Below are 22,842 nucleotides of genomic sequence, written 5' to 3'. Positions count from 1 at the left end.
CCCGTCGCCCCTGCCTGACCTGCAGGTCAGGCAGGGGCGACGGGATGCCGTCAGTCGCCCTTCACGTTGACGATCTGCCGCAGCGTGTGACGGATCGTCACGAGGTCGGCGGCGTCGGCCATCACCTGATCGATCGGCTTGTAGGCCTGTGGGATCTCGTCGATGAAGGCATCCGTGTCACGGAACTCGATGCCGCTCATCGCCTCGCGCAGCTGCGCGTGCGTGAATGTGCGCCGCGCCGCCGACCGGGAGTATTCCCGACCGGCGCCGTGCGGCGACGAGTTCAGTGAGAGCGGGTTGCCGAGCCCCTCGACCACGTACGACGCTGTGCCCATCGACCCGGGGATCAGCCCGGGTCGGCCGACATCGGCCTGTATCGCGCCCTTTCGCGATACCCACACCTGCTTGCCGAAGTGCTTCTCGGACTCGGTGAAGTTGTGGTGGCAGTTGATCCGCTCCTGCTCGTCGACTGTGATGCCGACGAACTCCGACAGCTGCCGCACGACCCGGTCCATCATCTCCTCGCGGTTCAGCAGCGCGAAGTGCTGAGCCCACCGCAGCTCCCGGATGTAGCCGGTGAACTCCGGCGTCCCCTCGACGAGATAGGCGAGGTCCGGGTCGGGCAGGTCGATCCACCACTGTTTGTTCAACCGCTGCGCGACGGCGATGTGGTGCTGGGCGATCTTGTTGCCCACGCCGCGCGACCCGGAGTGCAGGAACAGCCAGACCCGGTCGAGCTCGTCCAGCGACACTTCGATGAAGTGGTTGCCGGAGCCGAGAGATCCGAGCTGCAGCTTCCAGTTGCCGGCGTACGCCACGGGGTCGAAACCGCTCTTCTCGGCGAGGCCCTCGAGCTCGGCGATGCGCGGCTCGGCGGTGGCGACGACCTTGCGGTTGTAATGGCCGGCCGACAGCGGGATCGCCCGCTCGATCGCCTCGCGCAGCGGCGCGAGGTCGCGATTCGCGAGGTCGGGTGCTGTGAACTGCGTGCGGACGGCGATCATGCCGCATCCGATGTCGACGCCGACGGCGGCGGGGATGATCGCGCCGAGCGTCGGAATGACCGAGCCGACCGTCGCCCCCTTGCCGAGGTGAGCATCCGGCATCAGTGCCAGGTGCGGGTGGATGAACGGCATGCGTGCCGCGGTGTGCGCCTGATCGAGTGTCTTCTCATCGATCAGGGACGCCCATGACAGCAGCCGTGCGGAGAGCCTCTCCATGGTTCCTTTCCTTCGTGTGGTGTTTCAGCCACAGGCCCGGATCTCATGAAAAAAGCCCCGGACCTGACGGTGCGGGGCATGCGAACAGCGGATGCTGTCACACGGCTCGCGCCGGAGGGTACGACTGGTTGCGGTCGCTGCGCTTCAGTTCGAAGGCAGAGACCGCGGGAAGCTCGCGCACTGCGCTCATCCGTCGTCTCCTCGGCTGGTGCCGCGCCGGCCGGCGCAGCCTTGCAACCATAGGGGAGGGGCGGATACGACGTCAAGCACTCGATCGCGGGCGCGGGCGAAGAGGGCTACTCGCGGTCCAGCCCGAAGGTGCGCTTCACGAGCGCCTGAACATCACGGTTGATCCCATCGATGCGACCGTTGACCGCATCGAAGCGCGCGTTGACGGTGTCGAAGCGCGCGTTCATCTCTGTGCGGAGACCGCCGATCTGCCCGTTCATCTCGGTGCGGAGGCCGCCGATCTCGGTACGCAGAACGCGCACGAACAGGGTGGACACGACGGTGAGCATGCCGAACATCAGCGCACAGAAAGCGCCGATCATCGTCCAGATCTGAGCATCGTTCATGAATCCCACTCCCTCATCGTCGCACCGATGCATCAAGGATGCCAGCCGCGATGTTACGCCGAGCCGTGCGGCCGCCATCGGGGGAGAACTCTGCGATGCCGTCGATTGTGGAGGAACAACGCTCAGGCGTCATCCTTTGGCGGGTTGTGCATGAACTCGATCCGGATGCCGGCGTCGTCCTCGACGAACGACGCGTAGTACCGCTCGCTGAATCGCGGGTAGAGCTTCGGCTCGCGCACCGCGCTCCATCCGGCATCCGTCGCGATCGCGTGCATCCGATCCACCTCCTCGCGCGAGTCGACCGCGAACGCGAGGTGCTGCCAGCCGACCCGGCCGTGCACGTGCGGCTGGGCGTCATCTTCTCGCGGGGCGAACACGATGATCTCGGTCTCGCCGTCGCGATACCAGGCGGCCGAATCGGCTTTCGCGCCCTCCCATTCGAAGCCGAGTGCCTTCAGCACGGGGTCGAACTGCGCGATGCCGCGGGTGAGGTCGGTGACGGTGATTCCGAGATGGTCGAGGACAGGCATCCCGGCAGTCTGCCGAAATTCTGCGGCGGATGCCAGCGCCGCAGGCGATCAATGCGGGGCGTGGTATTCGTCTTCGCCGCGCTTCCAGTAGCCCTTGACGACGGCCTTGGCGGTGTCGACGCCCCAGCGCTCCAGCACCGCGCGACCGGGCTTGACGACCGACTGCTCGGCTGCGATGAAGCAGAACGGGTCGTCGCCGACAGCATCCGACGCCGTCAGGCCCTCGAGGAAGGCGACCAGCGCCGAACCGGCCGGCGCGTCGCCGCGGTGCAGCCACTCGACACGCACCGGCGCGTCGATGTCGACCTGGTCGGCCTCCGAGCGCGACTCGACGACGATCCGCGCCGGTGCGCCTTCGGGAATCAGTGCGGCGAAACGGCGGATCGCCGGGATGGCGGTCTCGTCGCCCACCAGCATCCATGCGCCGGGCTCGCCCGTGATCACCGCAGAGCCGCGCGGCCCGCCGACGCCGACGGATGAGCCCAGGGGAGCGGATGCCGCCCATGGCGCTGCCACGCCCTCGTCGCCGTGCACGGCAAACTCGACGTCGAGCCAGTCGTCGCCCCAGGCCAGCGGCGTGTACTCGCGGCTCGGCGAGGCGCGCATCTCCTCGACGGATGCCGGTATGGCGCCCTCCGCAGGGAAGAACAGCCGCATGTGATCGTCGGCGCCGAGTGAGGAGAAGCCCGCGAGATCCGAACCGCTCAGTCGTACCCGCACGTAATCCGGTGCGAGCCACTCGCGGCTGGCGAGAGTCACGAAGCGGAAGCGCAGGTCGAGACCCTGCCGTTCGATCGAGAAGCCGGATTTCACGTTAGTCATAAAGTAAGGCTAACCTAATTTCGGCGCCCGGGTCGTTCCGACCTCGACGCCACAGCGCACTCGCGCACCCTCATCGCAGAACAGGAGACTCTCCATGTCCGTGCCCAGAATCACCACGACCGTCGCGCTCGGCGCCGTCGCACTGCTCGCGCTCGCCGGCTGCAGCACTGCCGACGCCGCGGATACAGCGGACGCGAAGGCACCCGCTGCTGCCGAAGAGCACTTCCCGGTCACAGTGACGGACATGGCCGGCAACGAGGTCACGATCGAGAGCGCCGACAGCGTCATCGTCACCGACAACCGCCTGTTCCGCCTGGTCTCCGACTGGGGCATCGAGCTCTCCGCCGCCCCGCGCGCGCTGATGAGCTCCGAGAACCCGCTCGCCACAGACGAGAGCATCCTCGACCTCGGCACGCATGCCGAGCCCGACTTCGAGAAGGTCGTCGAGGCCGACCCCGACCTCATCGTCAACGGCTATCGTTACAGCAGTCACGCCGAAGACATGCAGAAGGCCGCGCCGGACGCCGCGTTCGTCGACATGACCAACGAAGAGCTCTCGGTGGACGAGTACCTCGTCGAGAGTGTCACCCTGCTGGGCGAGGTCTTCGGCAAGGAAGACGAGGCCAAGGCCGTGATCGACGAGTTCCACACCGCCGTCGACGAGGCCAAGGCCGCCTACGACCCCGAGGTCAGCGTGATGGGCCTGGTCACCAGCGCCAACGAGATCCGCTACTCGAACCCGGCCGACGGCCGCGGATCGAGCATCTTCTTCAACCTGGTCGGCCTGACCCCGGCGCTCGAGACCGACGGATCTTCGAACGACAAGGGCGACGACATCTCGATCGAGGCCATCGCAGAATCGAACCCCGACTTCCTGCTGGTGCTCGACCGCGAAGCGGCTTTCGCCGACAGCGAGTCGACGCCGGCTCTCGAGCTCATCAACAGCTCGACCGCGCTCGCACCCGTCCCCGCGGTCGAGAACGAGGCGATCTATGTGATGCCCGCCGACTTCTACCTGACTGAGGACATCGTCACCTACACGACCGTGCTCGACGACCTCGCGAAGTCCTTCGCCGCACTGTGAGCGACGGCCAGGTCTGCGTGAGCGACACCACGTCTGAATGAGCGAAGGCACCATGCTGCAGCCGGCGAGGCAGCGCGTCACGAATGTGGACGCGCTGTCTCGCCGTGCTCCGGCGACCGCGCCGAAGTCCCGGCTGCGCCGGAGTCTTCCGGTGATCATCGCGCTGATCCTCACCGCCGGGCTGCTGACCCTCTCGGTCTTCACCGGAGTCGCAGACATCACCGACACGGCCGGTCGCGGGCACGAGTTCACCTGGATCACCCGCGTGCCGCGCACGATCGCGCTCGTCCTGGCCGGTGCCAGCATGGCGATGGCCGGGCTGATCATGCAGCTGATGACGCAGAACCGTTTCGTCGAGCCGACGACCGTGGGCACCACCGAATGGGCGGGCCTCGGCCTGCTGCTGACCTACATCCTCATCCCGATGCCATCGCTCATGCTCCGCATGGTGATCGCCATCGTGTTCGCCTTCATCGGCACCTTGATCTTCTTCATGTTCCTGCGTCGGGTGACTCTGAAGTCATCGCTGATCGTCCCGATCATCGGCATCATGTTCGGAGCGGTCATCAGCGCCGTGTCCACCTTCATCGCGCTGCAGTTCGATCTGCTGCAGACGCTGGGAGCCTGGTTCGCCGGACGGTTCACCGGCATCGAGGTCGGCCGCTACGAGCCGCTGTGGATCGTGGCGATCGTCGCCGCGATCGTCGTCTTCGTCGCCGATCGCTTCACCGTTGCGGGGCTCGGCAAGGACGTCGCCACCAACGCCGGACTCAATTACGAGCGCGTGGTGCTGCTGGGCACCGGGCTCGTCTCCATCGTCAGCGGTGTCGTGACCGTCGTGATCGGCGCGCTGCCGTTCCTGGGGCTCATCGTGCCGAACGTCGTGTCGATGATCCGCGGCGACAACCTGCGCAGCAACATCTTCTGGGTGTTCCTGACGGGCATCTGGATCGTCACCGCGTGCGACATCATCGGTCGCGTGATCATCATGCCGTTCGAGGTGCCCGTCTCGCTGGTTCTCGGCGCTGTCGGATCCGTCGTCTTCATCTTCCTGCTGCTGCGCACGAGGAGGACCATTGCCCGCTGACACCACCGTGCCCGCTGAAACCACCGTGCCCCCTGAAACCACCGTGCCCGCTGACACCACCGAGGCCCGGGCATCCGCCCTTCCTGCGCCCAGCCACCACACCCGCCGCGTCGGCGCCTACACCAACAGCGCGCACCGCACGCGCTACCTGCTGGTCCTCGGCGGGCTCATCGTCCTCGCCGTCGTGCTGGTCATCCTCATGCTTTCGTGGGACAACCAGCATCCGCCCTTCAGCGAGAAATGGTGGCGCATCTCGCGCATGCGCTCCGAGTCGCTGATCGTGATCGCGCTGGTGACGCTGTGCCACTCCTTCGCCACCGTCGCCTTCCAGACCGCGACGAACAACAGGCTGATCACTCCGTCGATCATGGGCTTCGAGTCGCTGTACATCCTCATCCAGACCGCCGCTGTGTTCTTCTTCGGCATGAGCGGTCTCGATCAGATCGACGGCTTCGTGCAGTTCCTGCTGCAGAGCGCGATGATGGTGCTGTTCGCCGTGGCGCTGTACTCGTGGCTGTTCTCGGGAAAGCTCGGCAACCTCCATGTCATGCTGCTGGTCGGCATCATCATCGGCACCGGGCTGGGCACGCTCTCGACGTTCCTGCAGCGGATGCTGGATCCCAACGAGTTCGATGTGCTGCGCGCCCGCATGTTCGGAAACGTCGGCAACGCGAACACCGACTACCTCTGGTTCGTGATCCCCGTGTGCATCGTCACCGCCGGGTCGATCTGGCTGCTCGCTCGCCGCCTGAACGTGATCGCGCTGGGCAGCGAGATCAGCACCAATCTGGGCATGGACCACAAGCGACAGGTCATGCTCACCCTGACGCTGGTGACCGTCCTGATGGCGATGAGCACCGCGCTGGTCGGTCCGATGACTTTCCTCGGCTTCCTCGTGGCGACTCTCGCGTATTCGATCACCGACACGCACGATCACCGGCGCATCCTCCCCGTGGCCTGGCTGCTCGGATTCGTGGTGCTGGCCGGCGCTTACTTCCTGCTGCGCCACGTGCTGCCCATGGTCGACACCGTCACGATCATCGTCGAACTCATCGGCGGCATCGTCTTCCTCATCGTCGTTCTCAGAAGGGGGCGCCTGTGATCCGCCTGTCCAACGTCGTCAAGCGCTACAGCGCCGACGTCGAGATCGGACCGATCTCGATCGAGCTGCCCGCCGGCGGCATCGTCGCACTCGTCGGGCCGAACGGCGCCGGCAAGTCGACTGTGCTGACCATGATGGGCCGGTTGCTGTCGCCCGACGAGGGCACGATCGAGATCGACGGCCTCGACGTGCACCGCACGGCGACGAAGCAGGTCGCCAAGCGGGTGTCGATCCTGCGCCAGGAGAACCATTTCGTCACCCGGCTCACAGTGCGACAGCTGGTCGGCTTCGGTCGATATCCCTACAGCGGCGGGCGCCTGACCCAGCACGACGAGGACAAGATCTCCGAAGCGATCGACTTCCTGAACCTCACCGACCTCGAGCAGCGATTCCTCGATCAGCTCTCGGGTGGTCAGCGCCAGCGCGCGTACGTGGCGATGGTGCTGGCGCAGGACACCGACTACCTGCTGCTGGACGAACCGCTGAACAACCTCGACGCGCAGCACTCGGTGCAGATGATGCAGCAGCTGAGACAGGCCGCTGACGAGCTCGGTCGCACCATCGTCATCGTGCTGCACGACATCAATTTCGCCGCGGCCTACAGCGACTACATCGTCGCGATGGAGCAGGGCCGGATCGCCGTGCACGGCACGCCGGACGAGATCATCCGCGACGACGTGCTCAGCGCGGTCTTCCGGACTCCGGTCACCGTGATCGACGGCCCGAACGGACGCTTCGCCGCGTACCACCGCTGAGCTCCGCTCGTCAGCGGTTCCGGTGGTCCTCCGGCGCGAGGCGGGCGCCGCGGCGCGGGTCTCGGATGCCCGCGGCGAAGATCAAGCGGATGATCCGCTGACGGTGCCCCGCCCACGGGGCGAGGAGCTGCAGCATCCCGTCGTCGTCCGTGCGTGAGCCGGTCAGCGCGAAGCCGACCTCGTGAGCGAGGTGGAAGTCGCCTACGGCGACGGCATCCGGATCGCCGAGTGCGCGCAGCCGCGTCTCGGCCGCCGTCCACAGCCCGATGCCTGGCTGGCTGGCGAGCGCGCGGTCGCGCTCGGCGCCGTCGGATGCCCGCTGCAGGGCGCGCTGGATGCTGGGCGCACGCGTTGCTGCGTGGACGATCGTGCGCGACTGGGGCGGTTCGACACCCGCGCGATGCCACGTCCAGGACGGGATGGTGCGCCACACCTCAGGCGGTGGGGCGGCGAACATCGGGCGGGGTGTCGGGCCCGGTGCGCGCTCGCCGAAGCGGGTCACGAGGTGGCGCCACGCGCCGAAGGCCTGCATGCCGGTGACCTTCTGCTCGAGGATCGCGCAGGCCAGTGCGTCGAAGATGCGGTCGGTGCGCGGCAGCCGGATGCCCGGATTGCGCCGTGCGGCATCTGCGAGCTTCGGGTGCGACGAGACCTCGAAGCCGCTGAGGTCGTCCTCCGCGCCGCACAGCCGCGGCACGTCGTCGAGCGCGATCTCGGCACCTGGTCCCCAGGCGCTCGCGTGAATGCCATCCGGATCCTGCCGCAGACAGAGGGTCGCGATTCCGGCATCCGTGCGGAACGTCATCCAGATCCGCGGGCCGTCGATGACCATCGTCGGATCCGTGCCGCCGCGGCGCAGCATCCCGACCGTCTGCATGAGGTCGAGCGGATGCCCGGGGCGATAGACGGTCTGCTGAACCGGCCGGCTCTGCGCAGCATCCGTCGTCGAGGTCATGCACGCAACCCTACGTGCCGCGCCTGACACCGCGGCACGTCCGCCGACACCCCCATCTGTCACCCACACCCCTGCGTGCCGACGCCCATACCTGGGGGTGTGGTCGAGAACTGGGGGTCTCGGCGAAAGGGGAGGGGCAGGGGAGTGCCGCGCGCGGCTCAGAAGCGGTCGGGCGAGGGGGTGCCGTGGCCGTAGCGGATGACGACGTCCGCGTGGCGGTCGAAGCGGTAGCCGACGCCGCGCACGGTGCGCACGATGTCCTCATGACGGCCGAGCTTCGCGCGGAGGCGCCGCACGTGCACATCGATGGTGCGCTCGCCAGGGGCTTCCTCATCGCTGGAGGCCTGCCAGAGCGCGGACACCAGCTCGCTGCGCTCGATCGTGCGGCCCTCGCGGAGCACGAGGTACTGCAGCAGCTCGAACTCCTTGTAGGTGAACGCGGCGGATTCGCCGTCGAGCAGCACGCGCTTGCGGGAGATGTCGACGACGATGCCCGCGGTCTCGTCCTTGTCCTCCTCGACGGCGGCCTTCGCGCGGGCGATGGCGCCGGGCTCGTGCAGAGCGAGGCGGACGACGTCGAGGTCGCGGCCGCCGGCGGACTGCGGGGCGAGGGCCACGGTGGCGTGCGTCTCAGCGCCGGGAGCGAGTTCGGCGATCGTGCGACGCAGCGCATCGACCAGCACCGGGAGGCTCACACCGGCGGCGGCTGCCTTGATCTCGTCGATGCCGACGTAGAGGGCGAAACCGCGAGGAGATCTGACGGAGGGGAGGTCTGCAGCGGCGTCCTGCGCGGAGATCAGGCGGACGGGGGCGGTGACGGGACGCTCGAGGAGTGCGGAGTTCGACATGATGATGGATCCTTTGAGGAATCGTGAGCCGACGGGCTCTGAATGCGTTGCGCGAAGACCGGGCGGAGCCGGATCGGGGAGGAGCACACGGGTGCGGTGCTCAGGACCCGTACCCCACAGATAGTGGAAGTCCGGGTCAGAGAGGGCTGTTGCGCCTTAGCAACACATTCGGCAACACATGCCAACGCAGCCGGGCATCATCATCCCGGCAGTCCCGTTCGCCTCCTGGGCGGACATGGGGCGCGCGTTGGTGGTCATGGGGGCGATTATGACTGAAAGTGACGGGGCATGTCAAAACGTGACGATCCGGGGCCTGAAACACGACGTAACGTGGAGGCCATGACGGACTCCACAATGATCGACGGGTTCATCGTCACCGACGAGGCCGATGCCTCGCGGTACACGCTCACGCGCGACGGTGTGCTCGTGAGCGTCCTCGACTATCACGACGATGGCAGGACCAGGGCTCTCACCCGCGCCTTCACGATCCCGACCTTCCGCGGTCACGGGTACGCCGGCAAGATCGTCGCCGGTGCTGTCGCCGACCTCGAGCGCCGCGGCGATCGCAAGGTCGCGCCGGTCTGCTGGTATGTCGCGGAGTGGTTCGAGCAGAACCCGGATCACGCCGGGCTGCTGCGTCGGCACTGACACGGACGACGACAGGATCTGAACCGTGCAGGAGGCGTGCCGCGGCACGCCTCGGAGGGAATGTCGGTGCTTGTTCGTACGGTGAGAACATGCGAATCCTGCACACCTCGGACTGGCACATCGGCCGCACCTTCCACGGGCACTCGACCATGGATGCCCTGGCCGACGTCCTCGGCGCGCTGATCGATCAGGTGCGGGACAACGCCGTCGACGTGGTGATCGTCGCCGGCGACGTGTTCGATTCCGCGACACCGGCAGGGCCCGCCTACACGCTGCTCGGCGACACCCTCGCGGCGCTTCACGACACCGGAGCGAAGGTGATCGTGACCAGCGGAAATCACGACTCCGCCGCGCGGCTCGGGTTCCAGGCGCGGATGCTGCGCGACGGCATCCACGTGATCACCGACCCGCTGTCGGTCGGAACGCCGGTGACGATCGACGACGCCGACGGTCCGGTGCACTTCTACGGCATCCCGTACCTCGAGCCGGCGATCGTCCGCCAGCACTGGGCGGACGTGCCGCTTCGCACGCAGGCCCAGACCATGGTGCACGCCATGGGCCTCGTCGGCGCCGCGATGGCCGAGCATCCGGGACGGACGGTCGCCATCGCGCACTGCTTCGCCGCGGGAGTGGATGCCACGGTCGGTCTTGAACGCGAGGTGCGCCAGGGCGGCCTCGACGTCGTGCCGCTGGACGTCTTCGACGGGCCCGACTACGTGGCGCTCGGCCACATCCACGGTCGGCAGAAGCTCAGCGAGCGGGTGCGGTACGCCGGCGCCCCGCTGCACTACAGCTTCGGCGAGCAGCACAAGGAGCGCGGCTCGTGGCTGATCGATCTCGATGCGGACGGACTGGTTCAGGTCGAGTGGCTCGCGCTACCGGTGCCGCGGCGGCTGGTGACGCTCACCGGAACGCTCGATGAGATCCTCTCCGCCGAGAACGTCGCCGCGCACGCGGATGACTGGGTGTGCGCGGTCTACACCGATGCCGTGCCGCAGGCAGAGCCGATGCGTCGCCTGAAGCAGCGCTTCGCGCACTGCGCGATGGTGCAGCACCAGCCGACGACCGTCGATGCGCACCAGGAGCGCTCATACGCGTCCCGGCTGAAGACCGCCGTCTCCGACACCGAGCGCATCGAGGCCTTCCTCGAGCACGTGCGCGCAGGGCAGGGACCGAGTGAGCGCGAGCTCGAGCTTATCGAAGAGGTGCTCGATGAGCGCGTCATCGCCGAGGCCCTCGTCTAGTGCGTCTTCACCGGCTCGAGATCGAGGGGTTCGGTCCGTTCCTGCAGCGTCAGAGCATCGACTTCGACGGATTCGCGGACGACGGCATCTTCCTGATCGCCGGACGCACCGGGGCCGGCAAATCGAGCATCCTGGATGCCGTCTGCTTCGGCCTCTACGGCTCTGTGCCTCGATATGAGGGCGGCGACAAGCGGCTGCGCAGCGACCACTGCGAGCCGGACGATCCGAGTGAGGTGATCGTCGAGTTCAGCGCGGCCTCGGGACGATACCGGGTCACGCGCTCGCCCGAATACCTGCGCCCCGCCAAGCGCGGCGGCGGTCTGACGAAACAGGCGTCCGGGGTAAGGCTGGATACGCTCGGCGACGAAGGCTGGATCACGCTCGCGGCGAAAGAGCGCGAGGTCGCGCATGAGCTCGACGAGATCCTGCAGCTGAGCCGGGAGCAGTTCCTGCAGGTGATCCTGCTCGCCCAGAACCGCTTTGCGCGGTTCCTGCTCGCCGACAGCAAGGAGAGACAGGGGCTGCTGCGCCGACTGTTCGGCACCGAGCGCTTCGAAGATGTGCAGCGGCGGTTCGACGAGCGGCGGAAGGCCTCTGACAGCGCACTCGCCGCCGTCACCGCCACCGTGGATGCGCGCATCGATGAGGCAGAGCGCGTCGTGACGGCTTCCGAGCTGTGGGGCGATACCGGCACTGCGACGGACGCCCTTTCCGGTGCCGGGTCGGATGTGACGACGGGCACCACATCGACCCAGGATCGTATCGAAGCGCTGCGCTTGGCTCTCACGCGCGCTCAGTATCGGGTCGAGCGCCGCGCGGCAGACCGCGACGATGCCGAGAAACTCCTCGCGATGGCGGATGCTGCGCTGACCGACACCAGGGAACAACGCAGATCCCAGCAGGAGCGTGACCGGGCTCGGGCGGCGCTCACGCGGCTGGATGCGCAGCAGCCCGAGATCACACAGGCGGCGTCCGCGCTGGAGCGCGCACAGGCAGCCGAGTCGCTGCGCGCGACGATCACGGCGACGAGCCGGGCGCAGTCCGCGCACGACGCGGCCGGAGCCGCCCTCGAGTCCGCACGCGAGGCGTGGATGTCGACCGGGAACGAACTCGAACTGTCAGCTGAGGCGCTGGAATCCTGGGCTTCTGAGCGCACGCGCGAGAGCGGCGCATGGGCAGCGGCCGCCGAACTCGAAGCGCGCATGCCCGCACTGTCCGCCGAACTCGAAGACGCCCACGCGCAGGTGGAATCGGCAACCGCGCTCGTCGACGCCGGCGAGGTCGAACGGGCGGAACTGCCCGAACGGCTGGCAGCGCTCACCACCCAGCGCGACGCAGCGCGCAGGAAGGCCGACCGCGTCGAAGACCTCGCGCACGCTCTCACCGCGGCATCCGCACGGCACGATGCGGCCGAGCGGGCCGCTGCGATCAGCGATGACCTCGAGTTAGCGGAGAAGGCGCTGGTCGATGCGAGCGCGGCGGCCGCGGATGCCTGGGCGGCGCTGTCCCAGCTGCGCAAGCGCCGACTGGACGGGTTCGCCGGTGAACTGGCCACAGCGCTGGTGTCCGGGGAGCCCTGTGCGGTGTGTGGGGCGACGGAGCACCCCGCGCCGGCCGAGCACAGCGACCCGGTTTCGGCTGAGGATGTCGATGCGGCCGAAGCAGCCCGAGACACCGCGCAGGTCGCTGAGCGCACCGCCCACGAGCGAGTGGCGAGCGCGAAGGCCGACCTCGCCGCTGCGACGGCCACCGCCGATGGACGCACGGTCGAGACGGCCGAGGCCGAGGTCACCGCCGCCGCGCAGGCGCACGCCGAGGCCGACGCCGCCGCGCGCGAGCTCGAGTCGCTCGAGGCGCAGGTCGTGCGGACGGAGGAAGCACTGGCGGCGCTGAACCAGCGGCGCGAGCAGGCGGCCGCGACGCTGGCATCCGCCAAGGAGTCGCTGGCGCTCGTCACGCAGCGCGCGCAGCAGGCCACCACCCAGATCGCCCAGGCGCGCGGAACCTTCGCGACGGTCGCCGAGCGCATCGACCGGGTCGTCGCGCATGCCGCGATCGCTCGCGCGCTGGCATCTGCTCTCGGCGAGAGCGCACGCGCCGAGCACGCGCTCGCCGCGGCTGTGCAGGAGCAGGATGCCGCGCTCGTGGCATCCGACTTCGGGGACGTCACCGCGGCGCGCGGCGCCATGCGCTCCGCCGCCGAGCAGGAGCAGCTCTCCGCGCGCATCAACGCGCACTCGGTGCAGCGCGAGAAGGAGCGAGCGACGCTGCTGGAGCTCGAGCTGCTCACGCTGCCCGAGGAGGAGATCGACCTCGCCCCGGCCGAGACGACGGCGGCCGAGGCGCGCGCAGCGTGGAAGACAGCTGTCGATGTCGCCGGACGGGCCGCGAGCACGGCGGAGCAGCTGACCAGCCTCATCGAGTCCGCAGCGAACGCCCATCGGCACAGCGCGCAGCAGCAGACCGAGCACGACGTGCTGCGCGGCCTCGCCGACACCATCGCCGGACGGGCGGGCAACACGCACAAGATGACTCTCGAGACGTTCGTGCTCGCCGCCGAGCTCGAGGAGATCGTCGAGGCGGCCAACCGGCGGCTCGGCGACATGTCCGCAGGGCGCTATCAGCTGCGGCACTCCGACGCGCTGGCGTCGCGCGGTGCGGCATCGGGGCTCGGCATCGTCGTGTTCGACGCGTTCACGGGGCAGGAGCGTCCGGCGCAGTCGCTGTCGGGAGGCGAGACCTTCCTCAGCTCGCTCGCCCTCGCGCTCGGGCTCGCCGAAGTCGTCACGGCGCGTGCCGGTGGCATCCAGCTCGACACGCTGTTCATCGACGAGGGCTTCGGATCACTCGACGCCGACACGCTGGAAGTCGCGATGCGCACCCTCGACGAGCTGCGCTCCGGCGGGCGCACCGTCGGGATCATCAGCCACGTCGAGTCGATGCAGGAGCAGATCCCCGCCCAGCTCACTGTGCGCGCGCTGCCCGAGGGTCCGAGCGTCATCGTCTAGCGACGCCGGCGCTGAGCATCGGGGCGGAACGGGCGCCGGGCGCTCAGACGCCGTATTCGCGCCCGAAGAACTCCCACAGCTGAGCGCTGCACGCGGCCACCACTTCGTCCCAGACCTGCGTCGCGCCGTCCTGAGCGCGGTCCGAGACCACCCGGATGACGCGGATCGGCACGCCGAACTGCTGCGCGACCCACACGAATGCGAAGGTCTCCATGTCGACCAGGACGCCGCCGAGCGTGCTGATCCGCTCGACCGCATCCACGTCGTCGACGAAGATGTCGCCGGTCGCGATCGTGACGCCCGCGCGGCCCGTCTCCACCCGGGCGGGCAGCGACACGTGCTGCCCGATGACGCCCTCGAGGTCCTGCACATCGTGCTGGATGGCCGCGCTCACATCGTGGATGCCCGATGCGACGGCATCCGACACGGCGCCGGCCGTGCCGACGACGACGATCTCCTCGTACTGCTGCGCGTCCAGGGCGCGGGTGAGGCCGTACGTGGCCATCATCTTGCCGGGGCCGGTGACGACACGGTCGAAACCGGGGAGTTCGGCGGGGAACGCCTGGAGTTCGGAGCTGAGCGCAGCGACGAGAAGTTTCACGGTTCCATCCTGTCAGGTGGACACTGGTAGTCCACGAACGCCCAGCAGCCGACGATGAGGAGCACACCGTGACCATGCAGCAGCAGATCGCCGAAGACCTGGGCGTTCGCGCCGAGATCGATCCGGCCGCCGAGACCGAGGCCAGGATCTCGTTCCTGGTCGACTACCTGCGCTCCACGCGCGCGAAGGGCTTCGTACTGGGCATCTCGGGCGGGCAGGACTCGACGCTCGCCGGCCGGCTCGCGCAGCTCGCCGTCGAGCGGGTGCGCGCCGACGGCGGAGAGGCATCGTTCCTCGCCGTCCGCCTGCCGTACAAGGTGCAGCGTGATGCGGCGGATGCCGAGGCCGCGATCGCCTTCATCGCCGCCGACCGATCGGTCGAGGTGAACATCCAGCACGGCGTCGACGGCATCGAGTCCGACCTCGAGCAGGCGCTGACGTCGGAGCTGTCGGACTTCAACCGCGGGAACATCAAGGCCCGCATCCGCATGGTCACCCAGTACGCGCTCGCCGGGCACGACGGGATGCTGGTGATCGGCACCGACCACGCGGCCGAGGGAGTGACCGGCTTCTACACGAAGTTCGGCGACGGCGCGGCGGACCTGCTGCCGCTCGCCGGTCTCACCAAGCGTCAGGGCCGCGCGCTGCTGCGGCACCTCGGCGCCCCCGAGCGGCTGACGACGAAGGTGCCGACCGCTGATCTTCTCGACGGACAGCCCGGCCGCACCGACGAGGACGAGCTCGGCCTCACCTACGAGCAGATCGACACGTACCTCGAGGGCGGCGAGGTGCCTGATGGGGTCGCCGCGCTCATCGAGGCGAAATACCTCGGTTCGCGCCACAAGCGCCACCTGCCGGTCACCCCGCACGACGATTGGTGGCGCTGACGAGTCTCTCCTGCCTCCCACGAAGGGAGTGTCGGCGGCCGGCGATAGTGTCGGAGCAGGCAAGGGAGAGGTGGCGCGGTGCGGGTCATTGCAGCAGAGAATCGCGTGGTGTGGAGCGCCAGTGACCTGAAGCTCGCCGCGGAATGCGAGTTCGCGTGGATGCGCGCCCTCGATGCGAAGCTCGGTCGCGTCCCGGCGGTCGAAGAGCCCGAAGACGCCACGCTGCGGCGCGCCGCAGAGCTGGGCGACGTGCACGAGCAGGCGGTGCTGGCGAAGTACGTCGCCGAATTCGGCGATGCCGTCGATGGCGGCAGTGTCGTGTCGCTGCCGAAGGTGAACTCGACGGATGCCGAGGCGATGGCATCCGTCGTGGCCGAGACGATGCGCGCGTTGAGGTCGGATGCCACGGTCGTGTTCCAGGCGGCCTTCTCGACCCCGGAGTTCGTCGGCTTCGCCGACTTCCTGCGACGCGATGACGACGGCTCATGGCGTGTTCAGGACTCCAAACTCGCCCGCACGGCGCGTGCGACGGCGCTCATGCAGTTGGGGGCATATGTCGATCAGCTCGACCGCCTCGGCATTCCGCGCTCCGACGAGGTCGATCTCATTCTGGGCGACGGCACGGTCAGCACGCATCGCGTCGACGATCTGCTCCCGCTGTTCCACGTTCGCCGCACGCGGCTGCGCGCGCTGATCGCCGACCGCAGCGCCGAGGACGGCGCCGCCGGCGAGCCGCTCGCCTGGGGTGACGATCGAGGCGAGCTGCAGATCTCGGCGTGCGGTCGCTGCGCGACGTGCGAGGAGCAGGTGATCGGACACCGTGACCTGCTGATGGTCGCCCGGATGCGTCCGGCGCAGCGTCAGCGCCTGCGCGCGGCGGGAATCCTGACCGTCGATGACCTGGCGATGGCATCCGATGCCCCGCAGGGAATGAACGCCGACACGTTCGCGTCGCTGCGCGCGCAGGCGCGGCTGCAGACCGGTGCGTCGCTGGAGCCGGGTGACGTGCCGCCCTTCGAGCTCGTCTCGCCGAACGCGATCGGACTGATGCCCCGCCCCAGCCGCGGCGACGTCTTCTTCGACTTCGAGGGCGATCCGCTCTACACCGAGCCCGTTCCCGCGACGGACAGCGCTCAGTGGGGGATCGACTACTTGTTCGGCTGGATCGACAATGACGAGCAGTACTCCGCGCTGTGGGCGCACACTTTCGCGGACGAGAAGCAGGCGCTGCTGGACTTCCTCGAGTTCGTGAAACTGCGGCGCCAGAGCCACCCCGACATGCACATCTACCACTACGCGCCGTACGAGACCTCGCACCTCGCGGCGATGGCGGCGCGCCACGGGGTCGGCGAAGCGGACGTCGACAAGCTGCTGCGCGAGGGCGTGTTCGTCGATCTCTACCCGATAGTGCTGCGCTCCGTTCGGGTGGGCTCGCGCTCGTACTCGATCAAGAAGCTCGAGCCGCTCTACATGGGCGAAGAGGTGCGCACCAGCGACGTCCAGAAGGGCGATGACTCGATCGTCCAGTACGTGCAGGCGCGCGGCATGATCGACGCGGGACGACAGTCCGAGGGGGAGCAGATCCTCGATGACCTCGCCGACTACAACCGATACGACTGCGTCTCGACCCGGCGGCTGCGCGACTGGCTGATCGGGTTGGCCAAGCAGGAGGGCGTGCTGCCCGCACCGCCCGATGACCCTGAGACGCGCGCCTACGAGCCCGCGCCGCTCTCGCTCGCGCTGCAAGCCGAAGCGCTGAACGCCGAGCACGAGGGGCGCAGCGGCACGGAGTTCCGGGTGGCCGCCGCCGCGATCGACTACTACCCCCGCGAGGCCAAGAGCTTCTGGCAGGGCCACTTCCAGCGGATGCGCGAGCCGATCTCGATCTGGGAGTCCACTCGCGACGTGCTGCGCGTCGACGCCGACGTCAGCTCGATCGACGACGACTGGAACATCGGCGAGCGGCAGCGCACCCAGACGCGAGTCATCCGACTGCGCGGCGAGGTCGCGCCCGGAAGCACGATCGGAGTCGGCGGCAGTCCGTTTGCGCTCTACCCGGTGCCCGCACCGTTCGCGGTGGATGCGCCTTCGCGTGTGATCCATGTGCCGCACGCCGTCGAGGTCATCGAGGTGCTCGACGACGGATACGTCGTGCGCGAGCGGGCGATCGACGGCCAGACCTGGGACGCTCTGCCGCTCGCACTCGCCCCCGCGGCCCCTCCGCACGTCGCCTCGCAGCAGGGTGCGATCGAGGAGTGGGCAGCGTCCGTGCATCAGGCCGCTCCCGGCTTCCCGCAGGATGCCGCCACCGACATCCTGCGACGCATCCCGCCCCGCACAGTCTCGGGCGCTTCGCTGCCGGATGCCGGTGACGACACGATCGATGCGATCGTGCGGGCGGTCCTCGATCTCGATCGCAGCTATCTCGCCGTGCAGGGACCTCCCGGCACCGGGAAGACGTACACCGGATCGCGGGTCATCGCCCGGCTGGTGCGCGAGCACGGATTCCGCATCGGGGTGGTCGCCCAGTCGCACGCGATCGTCGAGAACCTGCTCGAGCGGATCGTCGCGGACGGCGTGCCTGCGGCGCAGGTCGCGAAGGCGCCGAAGGATCCGGATGCCACGACGCCGGGATACACGATCATCCGCAAGGACGGCATGGCCGGGTTCCTCGCCGAGCGTGCCGAAGGCGGCGCCGTCGTCGGCGGCACGGCGTGGGACTTCAGCAACACCCGCCGGGTCGATCGGCAGGGACTCGATCTGCTCGTGATCGATGAGGCTGGGCAGTTCTCGCTGGCATCGACGATCGCCGTGGCGGCGGGCGCGAAGCGTCTGCTGCTGCTCGGCGACCCGCAGCAGCTGCCGCAGGTGAGCCAGGGCACGCACCCCGAGCCGGTCGACACCTCCGCGCTCGGATGGGTGATGGACGGCTCCTCGGTCATCGACCCCGCCTACGGGTACTTCCTCGCTGAGTCGTGGCGGATGCATCCGGAGGTCGCGGCCCCCGTGTCGCGACTGGCGTACGCGGGCAGGCTCGCGTCGGCTGCCTGCACCGAGCAGCGTCTCGTCGACGGTGTCGAGCCGGGCCTGCACATCGTGCAGGTGCGCCACCGCGGCAACGCCACCCAGTCGGAGGAAGAGGCCGCGCGCGTCGTGCAGATCGTGCGAGACCTGATCGGACGCGAGTACACGGACGGCCCCGAGGACGCTCCGCCGCGACCACTGATCCAGAGCGACATCATCGTCGTCGCGCCGTACAACGCCCAGAAGCAGCTGATCCACGACGAGCTGACGGCGGCGGGATTCGCAGATGTCGCGGTCGGCACGGTCGACAACTTCCAGGGCAAGGAGGCGGTCGTCTCGATCACGTCGCTGGCCGCATCCAGCGGGCGCGATGCGCCCCGCGGCCCGGAGTTCCTGCTGCTGCAGAACCGGCTGAACGTCGCGATCTCGCGGGCGAAGAGCGTCGCCTACCTGGTTCACTCGCCCGCGCTGCTGGACGATCTGCCCTGGACTCCTGAGGGCGTCGCCCGGCTCAGCGCCTTCGCGCACCTCGTCGGCGCCGATCGTGACTGATCCGCATCGGATGCTAAGTTGCTAGCATGCAGAACCACGATCGCCCGCACACTGTCGATGACCTCATGCGCGCCTCGGCGTCATGGGTGTGGTTCCCGCTCGGCAGCGAGCAGGAGAAGTCCGAGCTGCAGCTCGTGCGCCACCCTGCGAGGTTTGGCGGCGGTGTCAAGGCGTCGCAGGTGGCCTCGACACTGGATGCCGCGGGCGTCCTCGATCATGCGATCGAGCGCACCCGCGCGTGGGGCGAGGCAGAGCTGACGTTCTGGACCAACGCCTCAGACAGCCCGGATCTCGAAGGAGAGCTGATCAGTCGTGGTGCCGAGCACTTCGACACCGTCGCCGTGCTGGCGCGCCCGATCGAGGGCATCCCGGTCGATGTGCCGCCGAACGTCACCGTCGAGATCGTGCGGACGATCGACCAGCTGCGCGAGGTGGATGCGATCAACGCCGCCGTCTGGGAGCATCAGCAGCCGCTCACCGGAGCCGAACTGGAGGAGGAGCTCGCCGAAGCGGAATCCGCTCTGGCATCCGACGAAGGCTTCCGCGTGCTCGCCCGCATCGACGGCGCGCCTGTGAGCACGGGAGGATGCAAGATCGCGGGCGGCTTCGTCGCGCTGTGGGGAGGCGCGACACTCGCCGAGGCGCGCGGCAAGGGCGCATACCGGGCGGTGCTCGCCGAGCGGATGCGGTTCGCAGCGGAACTCGGCGCGAGAACGGCTCTCGTCAAGGGCCGGATCTCGACCTCGGCTCCGATCCTCTCCCGCGCCGGGTTCAGGCATTTCGGAGACGAGCGCGGCTACACGCTGCGCGTCTGACCGCCGGCAGCGGCGTGGATCAGACGGTGCCGTAAAGGCGGTCGCCGGCGTCGCCGAGTCCGGGCACGATGTAGCCCTTCTCATCCAGGCGCTCATCCAGCGCACCGAGCACCAGCGTCACGTCCTGATCGCCGACGAGCTGGCGGATCGCCTCGACGCCCTCGGGCGTGCCGAGCAGGCAGATCGCGGTGACGTCCTTCGCGCCGCGATCGAACAGGAACTGGATCGCCGCACCAAGCGAGCCGCCCGTGGCCAGCATCGGATCGATGGCGAAGCACTGCCGGTCGCTCAGGTCTTCGGGCAGACGCTCGGCATAGGTGGTGGGTTCGAACGTCTCGTCGTCGCGCACCATGCCGAGGAAGCCGACCTCGGCCGTCGGAAGCAGCTTCACGAGACCCTCGAGCATGCCGAGCCCGGCACGCAGGATCGGCACCACGATGGGCCGCGGCTCGGAGATCTTCACACCCATGGTGGTCGTCACGGGGGTGGTCACCTCGATCGGGGTAACCTTCACGCCGCGCGTCGCCTCATATGCGAGAAGCGTCACCAGCTCTTCCGTCAGCTGACGGAAGACGGGCGATGGGGTGTTCTGATCCCGCAGCACCGTGAGCTTGTGAGTGATGAGCGGGTGATCGGCCACATGAACGCGCATGAATACAGGTTACTTGCCAGCGGCCTTCGCGTGCGCGCGGGCCGGCGGCACGGCCGGAGCCCGCACATTATGCTCGACGCATGACCGCCGCCTACGACGCCCCGATGCACCGCGCGCTCGCGTTGGCGGCCGAGGCCGGCGACGCGGGAGACGTGCCGGTGGGCGCGGTCGTTCTCGACGCGACGGGATGCGTGATCGCCGAGGGACGCAACCTGCGCGAGCAGACGCACGATCCGACCGGTCACGCCGAGATCATCGCGCTGCGCGCCGCCGCCGAGCACCTCGAATCGTGGAACCTCGAAGATCACACCCTGGTCGTCACCCTCGAGCCGTGCGTGATGTGCGCGGGGGCGATCCTGCAGGCGCGCATCGGTCGCGTCGTGTTCGGCGCGTGGGACGAGAAGGCGGGGGCGGCCGGCTCGATGTACGACCTGTTGCGCGATCGCCGACTGCCGTACCGCGCAGAGGTCGTCGGCGGGGTGCAGTCGGATGCTGCGATCATCCTGCTTCAGAAGTTCTTCGACGCTCGTCGCTGAACTCAGCCCGATCGCCAGCATCCGTCAACCGGTCGATCATCATCAGGTACCCCTGGGCGCGCTGGTCGAAATAGCCGATGTGCCGCGCCCCGCGCTCATCGACGCTGGTCTGCGACGCATGCCCCTCGACGGCGACACCCACGACCGTGCTGCCGTCGATGCCCGGTGCCTCGCCGCCGTCGCAGTCGAAGCCGACCACGCCGGGGATGTCGCGCGGATCGACCGGATGCTGGCCGAGCCGCCCCAGCGGAGCGATGCTGTCGTCGGCGCTCTCGGTGGCGTACACCACCACCTCACCGCGGGCGATCGCGTCGCCGAGCGCGACGCTCGCGGCATGCGTGAATCCGGCCGACGCGAACGAGAACGCTGTCCGGACATCCTCGGCGATGTTCATCGCGAACAGCTCGCCGAGCAGCGTCGACGAGTAGGAGTAAGTGACCAGTGCGATGTGCGCGCGCGGATTGCGCAGCATCAGCCGATCGATGTCCACCGCCAGATGCGCGGCACCCACCGTCGCATGCCGAGTCTCCAGCGCCGACACGTGCGTTCCGGAATCCCATGCGAACCAGGCGATCGTGGCAACCCTGCGCGGCCTGCCTCGCACCACGCTCGAGCGGATCACATCCGCGCAGATGCGCTGGGTGGCCGCGGCCCACGACGCGAACTCGCCGAGTCCGGTCTCGATGCCGTGCAGCACGTACGTCACGAGCTCGGCACTGTCCAGGTCGCCGAAAGACACCACCGCGCGGGGCTCGCCTCCGACCATCGAGAACGACTGCAGCATCGCCTGCGGGTCGCCGTCCAGCACGGTCTGCACCAGCTGCAGCTTGCCCCGGGTCTCATCGGGAAGCGCGAGATCACCCAGCGCCGCGCGGAACGCGTCGATCACGTCGGCGTCAGTCGGAGGACTTCAGCACGAAGGCATCCGTCGGCGGCTCCGGGTCGAGCGACGGGCGGTACACGTCCGGCTCCAAGTAGATCACCCGGGCCGCCGGCACGGCGTCGCGGATGGATCGCTCGATCTCGTTGATGTCGTCCGCGGCCTCGCGCACCGTCTTGTCGGCCTTCAGAGCGATCTTCGCCGCGACCATCAGCTCATCCGGGCCCAGATACAGGGTCTTGATGTGGATGAGCTTCTCGACGTCGGGACCGCTCGTGATCGCGTCGACGATCAGGTCGTGATCGGTGCGGTTGGCGCCCTCGCCGACCAGCAGGCTCTTCGTCTCGATGCCGAGGACGATCGCGATGACGATCAGCAGCAGGCCGATCATCAGGGTGCCCAGCGCGTCGTACATGGAGTCGCCCGTGATCACGGTCAGACCGACGCCGAACAGGGCGAAGGTCAGGCCGATCAGAGCGCCCGCGTCCTCGAGGAGCACGACGGGCAGCTCGGGCGCCTTGGACCGGCGGATGAACGACATCCACGACTGACCCTTCTCGCGCACCCGGTTGCTCTCCTTGACGGCGGTGCGCAGCGAGAACGACTCGAGTCCGATCGCGATCACCAGCACCACCAGGGGCAGCCACCACCACGTCTGGTCCAGCTCGTGCGGATGGATGAGCTTCTGCACGCCCTCGTAGACGGCGAACAGGCCACCGAGGGAGAACAGGATGATCGACACCACGAACGCCGAGACGTACCGCTCGCGGCCGTAGCCGAACGGGTGGTCGCGGTCGGCCTCGCGCTTGGCCTTGCGGCCGCCGCGCATCAGCAGGAGCTGATTGCCGGAGTCGGCGACCGAGTGGATCGCCTCGGCCAGCATCGATGCCGAGCCGGAGAGCAGCCACGCGACGAACTTGGCCAGGGCGATGCCCATGTTCGCCAGGAATGCCGCGATGATCGCCTTGCTGCCGCCGGATGCGCTCATGGCTCGAGTCTACGATGACGGCCCGGATC

21 protein-coding genes are annotated in these 22,842 nt (G+C 68.4%); 11 read left to right on the top strand and 10 right to left on the bottom strand.

Features of this window, described 5'->3' with window-relative positions; translation table 11 throughout:
- Window positions 1–50: 50 nt before the first annotated feature.
- The 4 genes from ACQUSX_RS06945 to ACQUSX_RS06930 form a co-directional block, all read right to left on the bottom strand.
- Window positions 51–1,220, bottom strand: a complete 1,170-nt coding sequence (locus ACQUSX_RS06945; RefSeq protein ID WP_428906218.1) for an RtcB family protein — start codon at window positions 1,218–1,220, stop codon at window positions 51–53.
- A gap of 296 nt (window positions 1,221–1,516) precedes the next feature.
- Window positions 1,517–1,795, bottom strand: a complete 279-nt coding sequence (locus ACQUSX_RS06940) for a hypothetical protein (protein ID WP_428906217.1) — start codon at window positions 1,793–1,795, stop codon at window positions 1,517–1,519.
- 122 nt (window positions 1,796–1,917) lie between these two features.
- A complete protein-coding gene (locus ACQUSX_RS06935; protein WP_428906216.1) occupies window positions 1,918–2,325 on the bottom strand; it encodes a VOC family protein in 408 nt (135 codons plus the stop codon).
- A gap of 48 nt (window positions 2,326–2,373) precedes the next feature.
- Entirely contained in the window at window positions 2,374–3,147 is a 774-nt protein-coding gene (locus tag ACQUSX_RS06930) for a siderophore-interacting protein (RefSeq protein ID WP_428906215.1), read from the bottom strand.
- A 94-nt stretch (window positions 3,148–3,241) separates the two neighbouring features.
- Between ACQUSX_RS06930 and ACQUSX_RS06925 the strand changes: the two genes are divergently transcribed.
- The 4 genes from ACQUSX_RS06925 to ACQUSX_RS06910 are packed head-to-tail and all read left to right on the top strand — an operon-like array spanning window position 3,242 to window position 7,175.
- Entirely contained in the window at window positions 3,242–4,231 is a 990-nt protein-coding gene (locus ACQUSX_RS06925; RefSeq protein ID WP_428906214.1) for an ABC transporter substrate-binding protein, read from the top strand.
- Between the two features lie 37 nt (window positions 4,232–4,268).
- Window positions 4,269–5,318: an ABC transporter permease gene (locus ACQUSX_RS06920; RefSeq protein WP_428906213.1), complete on the top strand. Its 1,050-nt coding sequence runs from the start codon at window positions 4,269–4,271 to the stop codon at window positions 5,316–5,318.
- Entirely contained in the window at window positions 5,308–6,420 is a 1,113-nt protein-coding gene (locus ACQUSX_RS06915) for an iron chelate uptake ABC transporter family permease subunit (RefSeq protein ID WP_428906212.1), read from the top strand. The genes ACQUSX_RS06920 and ACQUSX_RS06915 overlap by 11 nt, the downstream gene beginning before the upstream one ends.
- Window positions 6,417–7,175, top strand: coding sequence for an iron ABC transporter ATP-binding protein (locus ACQUSX_RS06910; protein WP_428906211.1), 759 nt, complete (start codon window positions 6,417–6,419; stop codon window positions 7,173–7,175). Before ACQUSX_RS06915 ends, ACQUSX_RS06910 begins: the two co-directional genes overlap by 4 nt.
- Window positions 7,176–7,185: 10 nt before the next feature.
- Here ACQUSX_RS06910 and ACQUSX_RS06905 read toward each other — a convergent pair whose 3' ends face one another.
- The gene (locus tag ACQUSX_RS06905; RefSeq protein WP_428906210.1) at window positions 7,186–8,130 is read right to left on the bottom strand and encodes a DNA-3-methyladenine glycosylase family protein; all 945 of its coding nucleotides are present in this window, start codon (window positions 8,128–8,130) and stop codon (window positions 7,186–7,188) included.
- 158 nt (window positions 8,131–8,288) lie between these two features.
- Window positions 8,289–8,978: a winged helix-turn-helix domain-containing protein gene (locus tag ACQUSX_RS06900; protein ID WP_428906209.1), complete on the bottom strand. Its 690-nt coding sequence runs from the start codon at window positions 8,976–8,978 to the stop codon at window positions 8,289–8,291.
- A gap of 339 nt (window positions 8,979–9,317) precedes the next feature.
- Between ACQUSX_RS06900 and ACQUSX_RS06895 the strand changes: the two genes are divergently transcribed.
- From ACQUSX_RS06895 to ACQUSX_RS06885, 3 genes are all read left to right on the top strand, one after another.
- Window positions 9,318–9,626 (top strand): GNAT family N-acetyltransferase, encoded by a 309-nt coding sequence (locus tag ACQUSX_RS06895; protein WP_428906208.1) that lies wholly within the window; start codon window positions 9,318–9,320, stop codon window positions 9,624–9,626.
- Between the two features lie 89 nt (window positions 9,627–9,715).
- Entirely contained in the window at window positions 9,716–10,870 is a 1,155-nt protein-coding gene (locus ACQUSX_RS06890; protein ID WP_428906207.1) for an exonuclease SbcCD subunit D, read from the top strand.
- Complete coding sequence (locus ACQUSX_RS06885; protein ID WP_428906206.1) at window positions 10,870–13,878, top strand: AAA family ATPase; 3,009 nt, start codon at window positions 10,870–10,872, stop codon at window positions 13,876–13,878. Before ACQUSX_RS06890 ends, ACQUSX_RS06885 begins: the two co-directional genes overlap by 1 nt.
- A 43-nt stretch (window positions 13,879–13,921) precedes the next feature.
- Here ACQUSX_RS06885 and ACQUSX_RS06880 read toward each other — a convergent pair whose 3' ends face one another.
- A complete protein-coding gene (locus ACQUSX_RS06880) occupies window positions 13,922–14,479 on the bottom strand; it encodes a phosphorylase family protein (protein ID WP_428906205.1) in 558 nt (185 codons plus the stop codon).
- Window positions 14,480–14,553: 74 nt separating this feature from the next.
- Here ACQUSX_RS06880 and nadE point away from each other — a divergent pair, with 74 nt between their 5' ends.
- The 3 genes from nadE to ACQUSX_RS06865 all read left to right on the top strand — a co-directional run bounded on the left by nadE (window position 14,554) and on the right by ACQUSX_RS06865 (window position 19,757).
- The gene (gene nadE / locus ACQUSX_RS06875; RefSeq protein WP_428907607.1) at window positions 14,554–15,366 is read left to right on the top strand and encodes an NAD(+) synthase; all 813 of its coding nucleotides are present in this window, start codon (window positions 14,554–14,556) and stop codon (window positions 15,364–15,366) included.
- Window positions 15,367–15,525: 159 nt separating this feature from the next.
- Window positions 15,526–18,942, top strand: a complete 3,417-nt coding sequence (locus ACQUSX_RS06870) for a TM0106 family RecB-like putative nuclease (protein ID WP_428929981.1) — start codon at window positions 15,526–15,528, stop codon at window positions 18,940–18,942.
- A 26-nt stretch (window positions 18,943–18,968) separates the two neighbouring features.
- A complete protein-coding gene (locus tag ACQUSX_RS06865) occupies window positions 18,969–19,757 on the top strand; it encodes a GNAT family N-acetyltransferase (protein WP_428906204.1) in 789 nt (262 codons plus the stop codon).
- Window positions 19,758–19,776: 19 nt separating this feature from the next.
- Here the strand turns inward: ACQUSX_RS06865 and upp are convergent, their stop codons facing one another.
- Entirely contained in the window at window positions 19,777–20,409 is a 633-nt protein-coding gene (gene upp / locus ACQUSX_RS06860) for a uracil phosphoribosyltransferase (RefSeq protein ID WP_428906203.1), read from the bottom strand.
- Window positions 20,410–20,489: 80 nt separating this feature from the next.
- On the opposite strand from upp, the gene tadA reads away from it, so the two are divergent.
- Window positions 20,490–20,945: a tRNA adenosine(34) deaminase TadA gene (tadA, locus tag ACQUSX_RS06855; protein WP_428906202.1), complete on the top strand. Its 456-nt coding sequence runs from the start codon at window positions 20,490–20,492 to the stop codon at window positions 20,943–20,945.
- On the opposite strand, the gene ACQUSX_RS06850 is transcribed toward tadA, so the two are convergent.
- Both ACQUSX_RS06850 and ACQUSX_RS06845 read right to left on the bottom strand, forming a co-directional pair.
- Window positions 20,908–21,834 carry an alpha/beta hydrolase gene (locus ACQUSX_RS06850; protein ID WP_428906201.1) on the bottom strand — a complete coding sequence of 309 codons (927 nt, stop codon included), beginning with the start codon at window positions 21,832–21,834 and terminating at the stop codon, window positions 20,908–20,910. The genes tadA and ACQUSX_RS06850 overlap by 38 nt on opposite strands.
- 7 nt (window positions 21,835–21,841) lie before the next feature.
- On the bottom strand, window positions 21,842–22,813 hold the full coding sequence (locus tag ACQUSX_RS06845; protein WP_428906200.1) for a cation diffusion facilitator family transporter: 972 nt from the start codon (window positions 22,811–22,813) through the stop codon (window positions 21,842–21,844).
- Window positions 22,814–22,842 lie beyond the last annotated feature (29 nt).

It is taken from the genome of Microbacterium alcoholitolerans (genome assembly GCF_050408615.1).
Taxonomy (GTDB): Bacteria; Actinomycetota; Actinomycetes; order Actinomycetales; family Microbacteriaceae; genus Microbacterium.
Note: the sequence above shows the minus strand (reverse complement) of the source record. Positions and strands in the feature narration are given on the sequence as shown.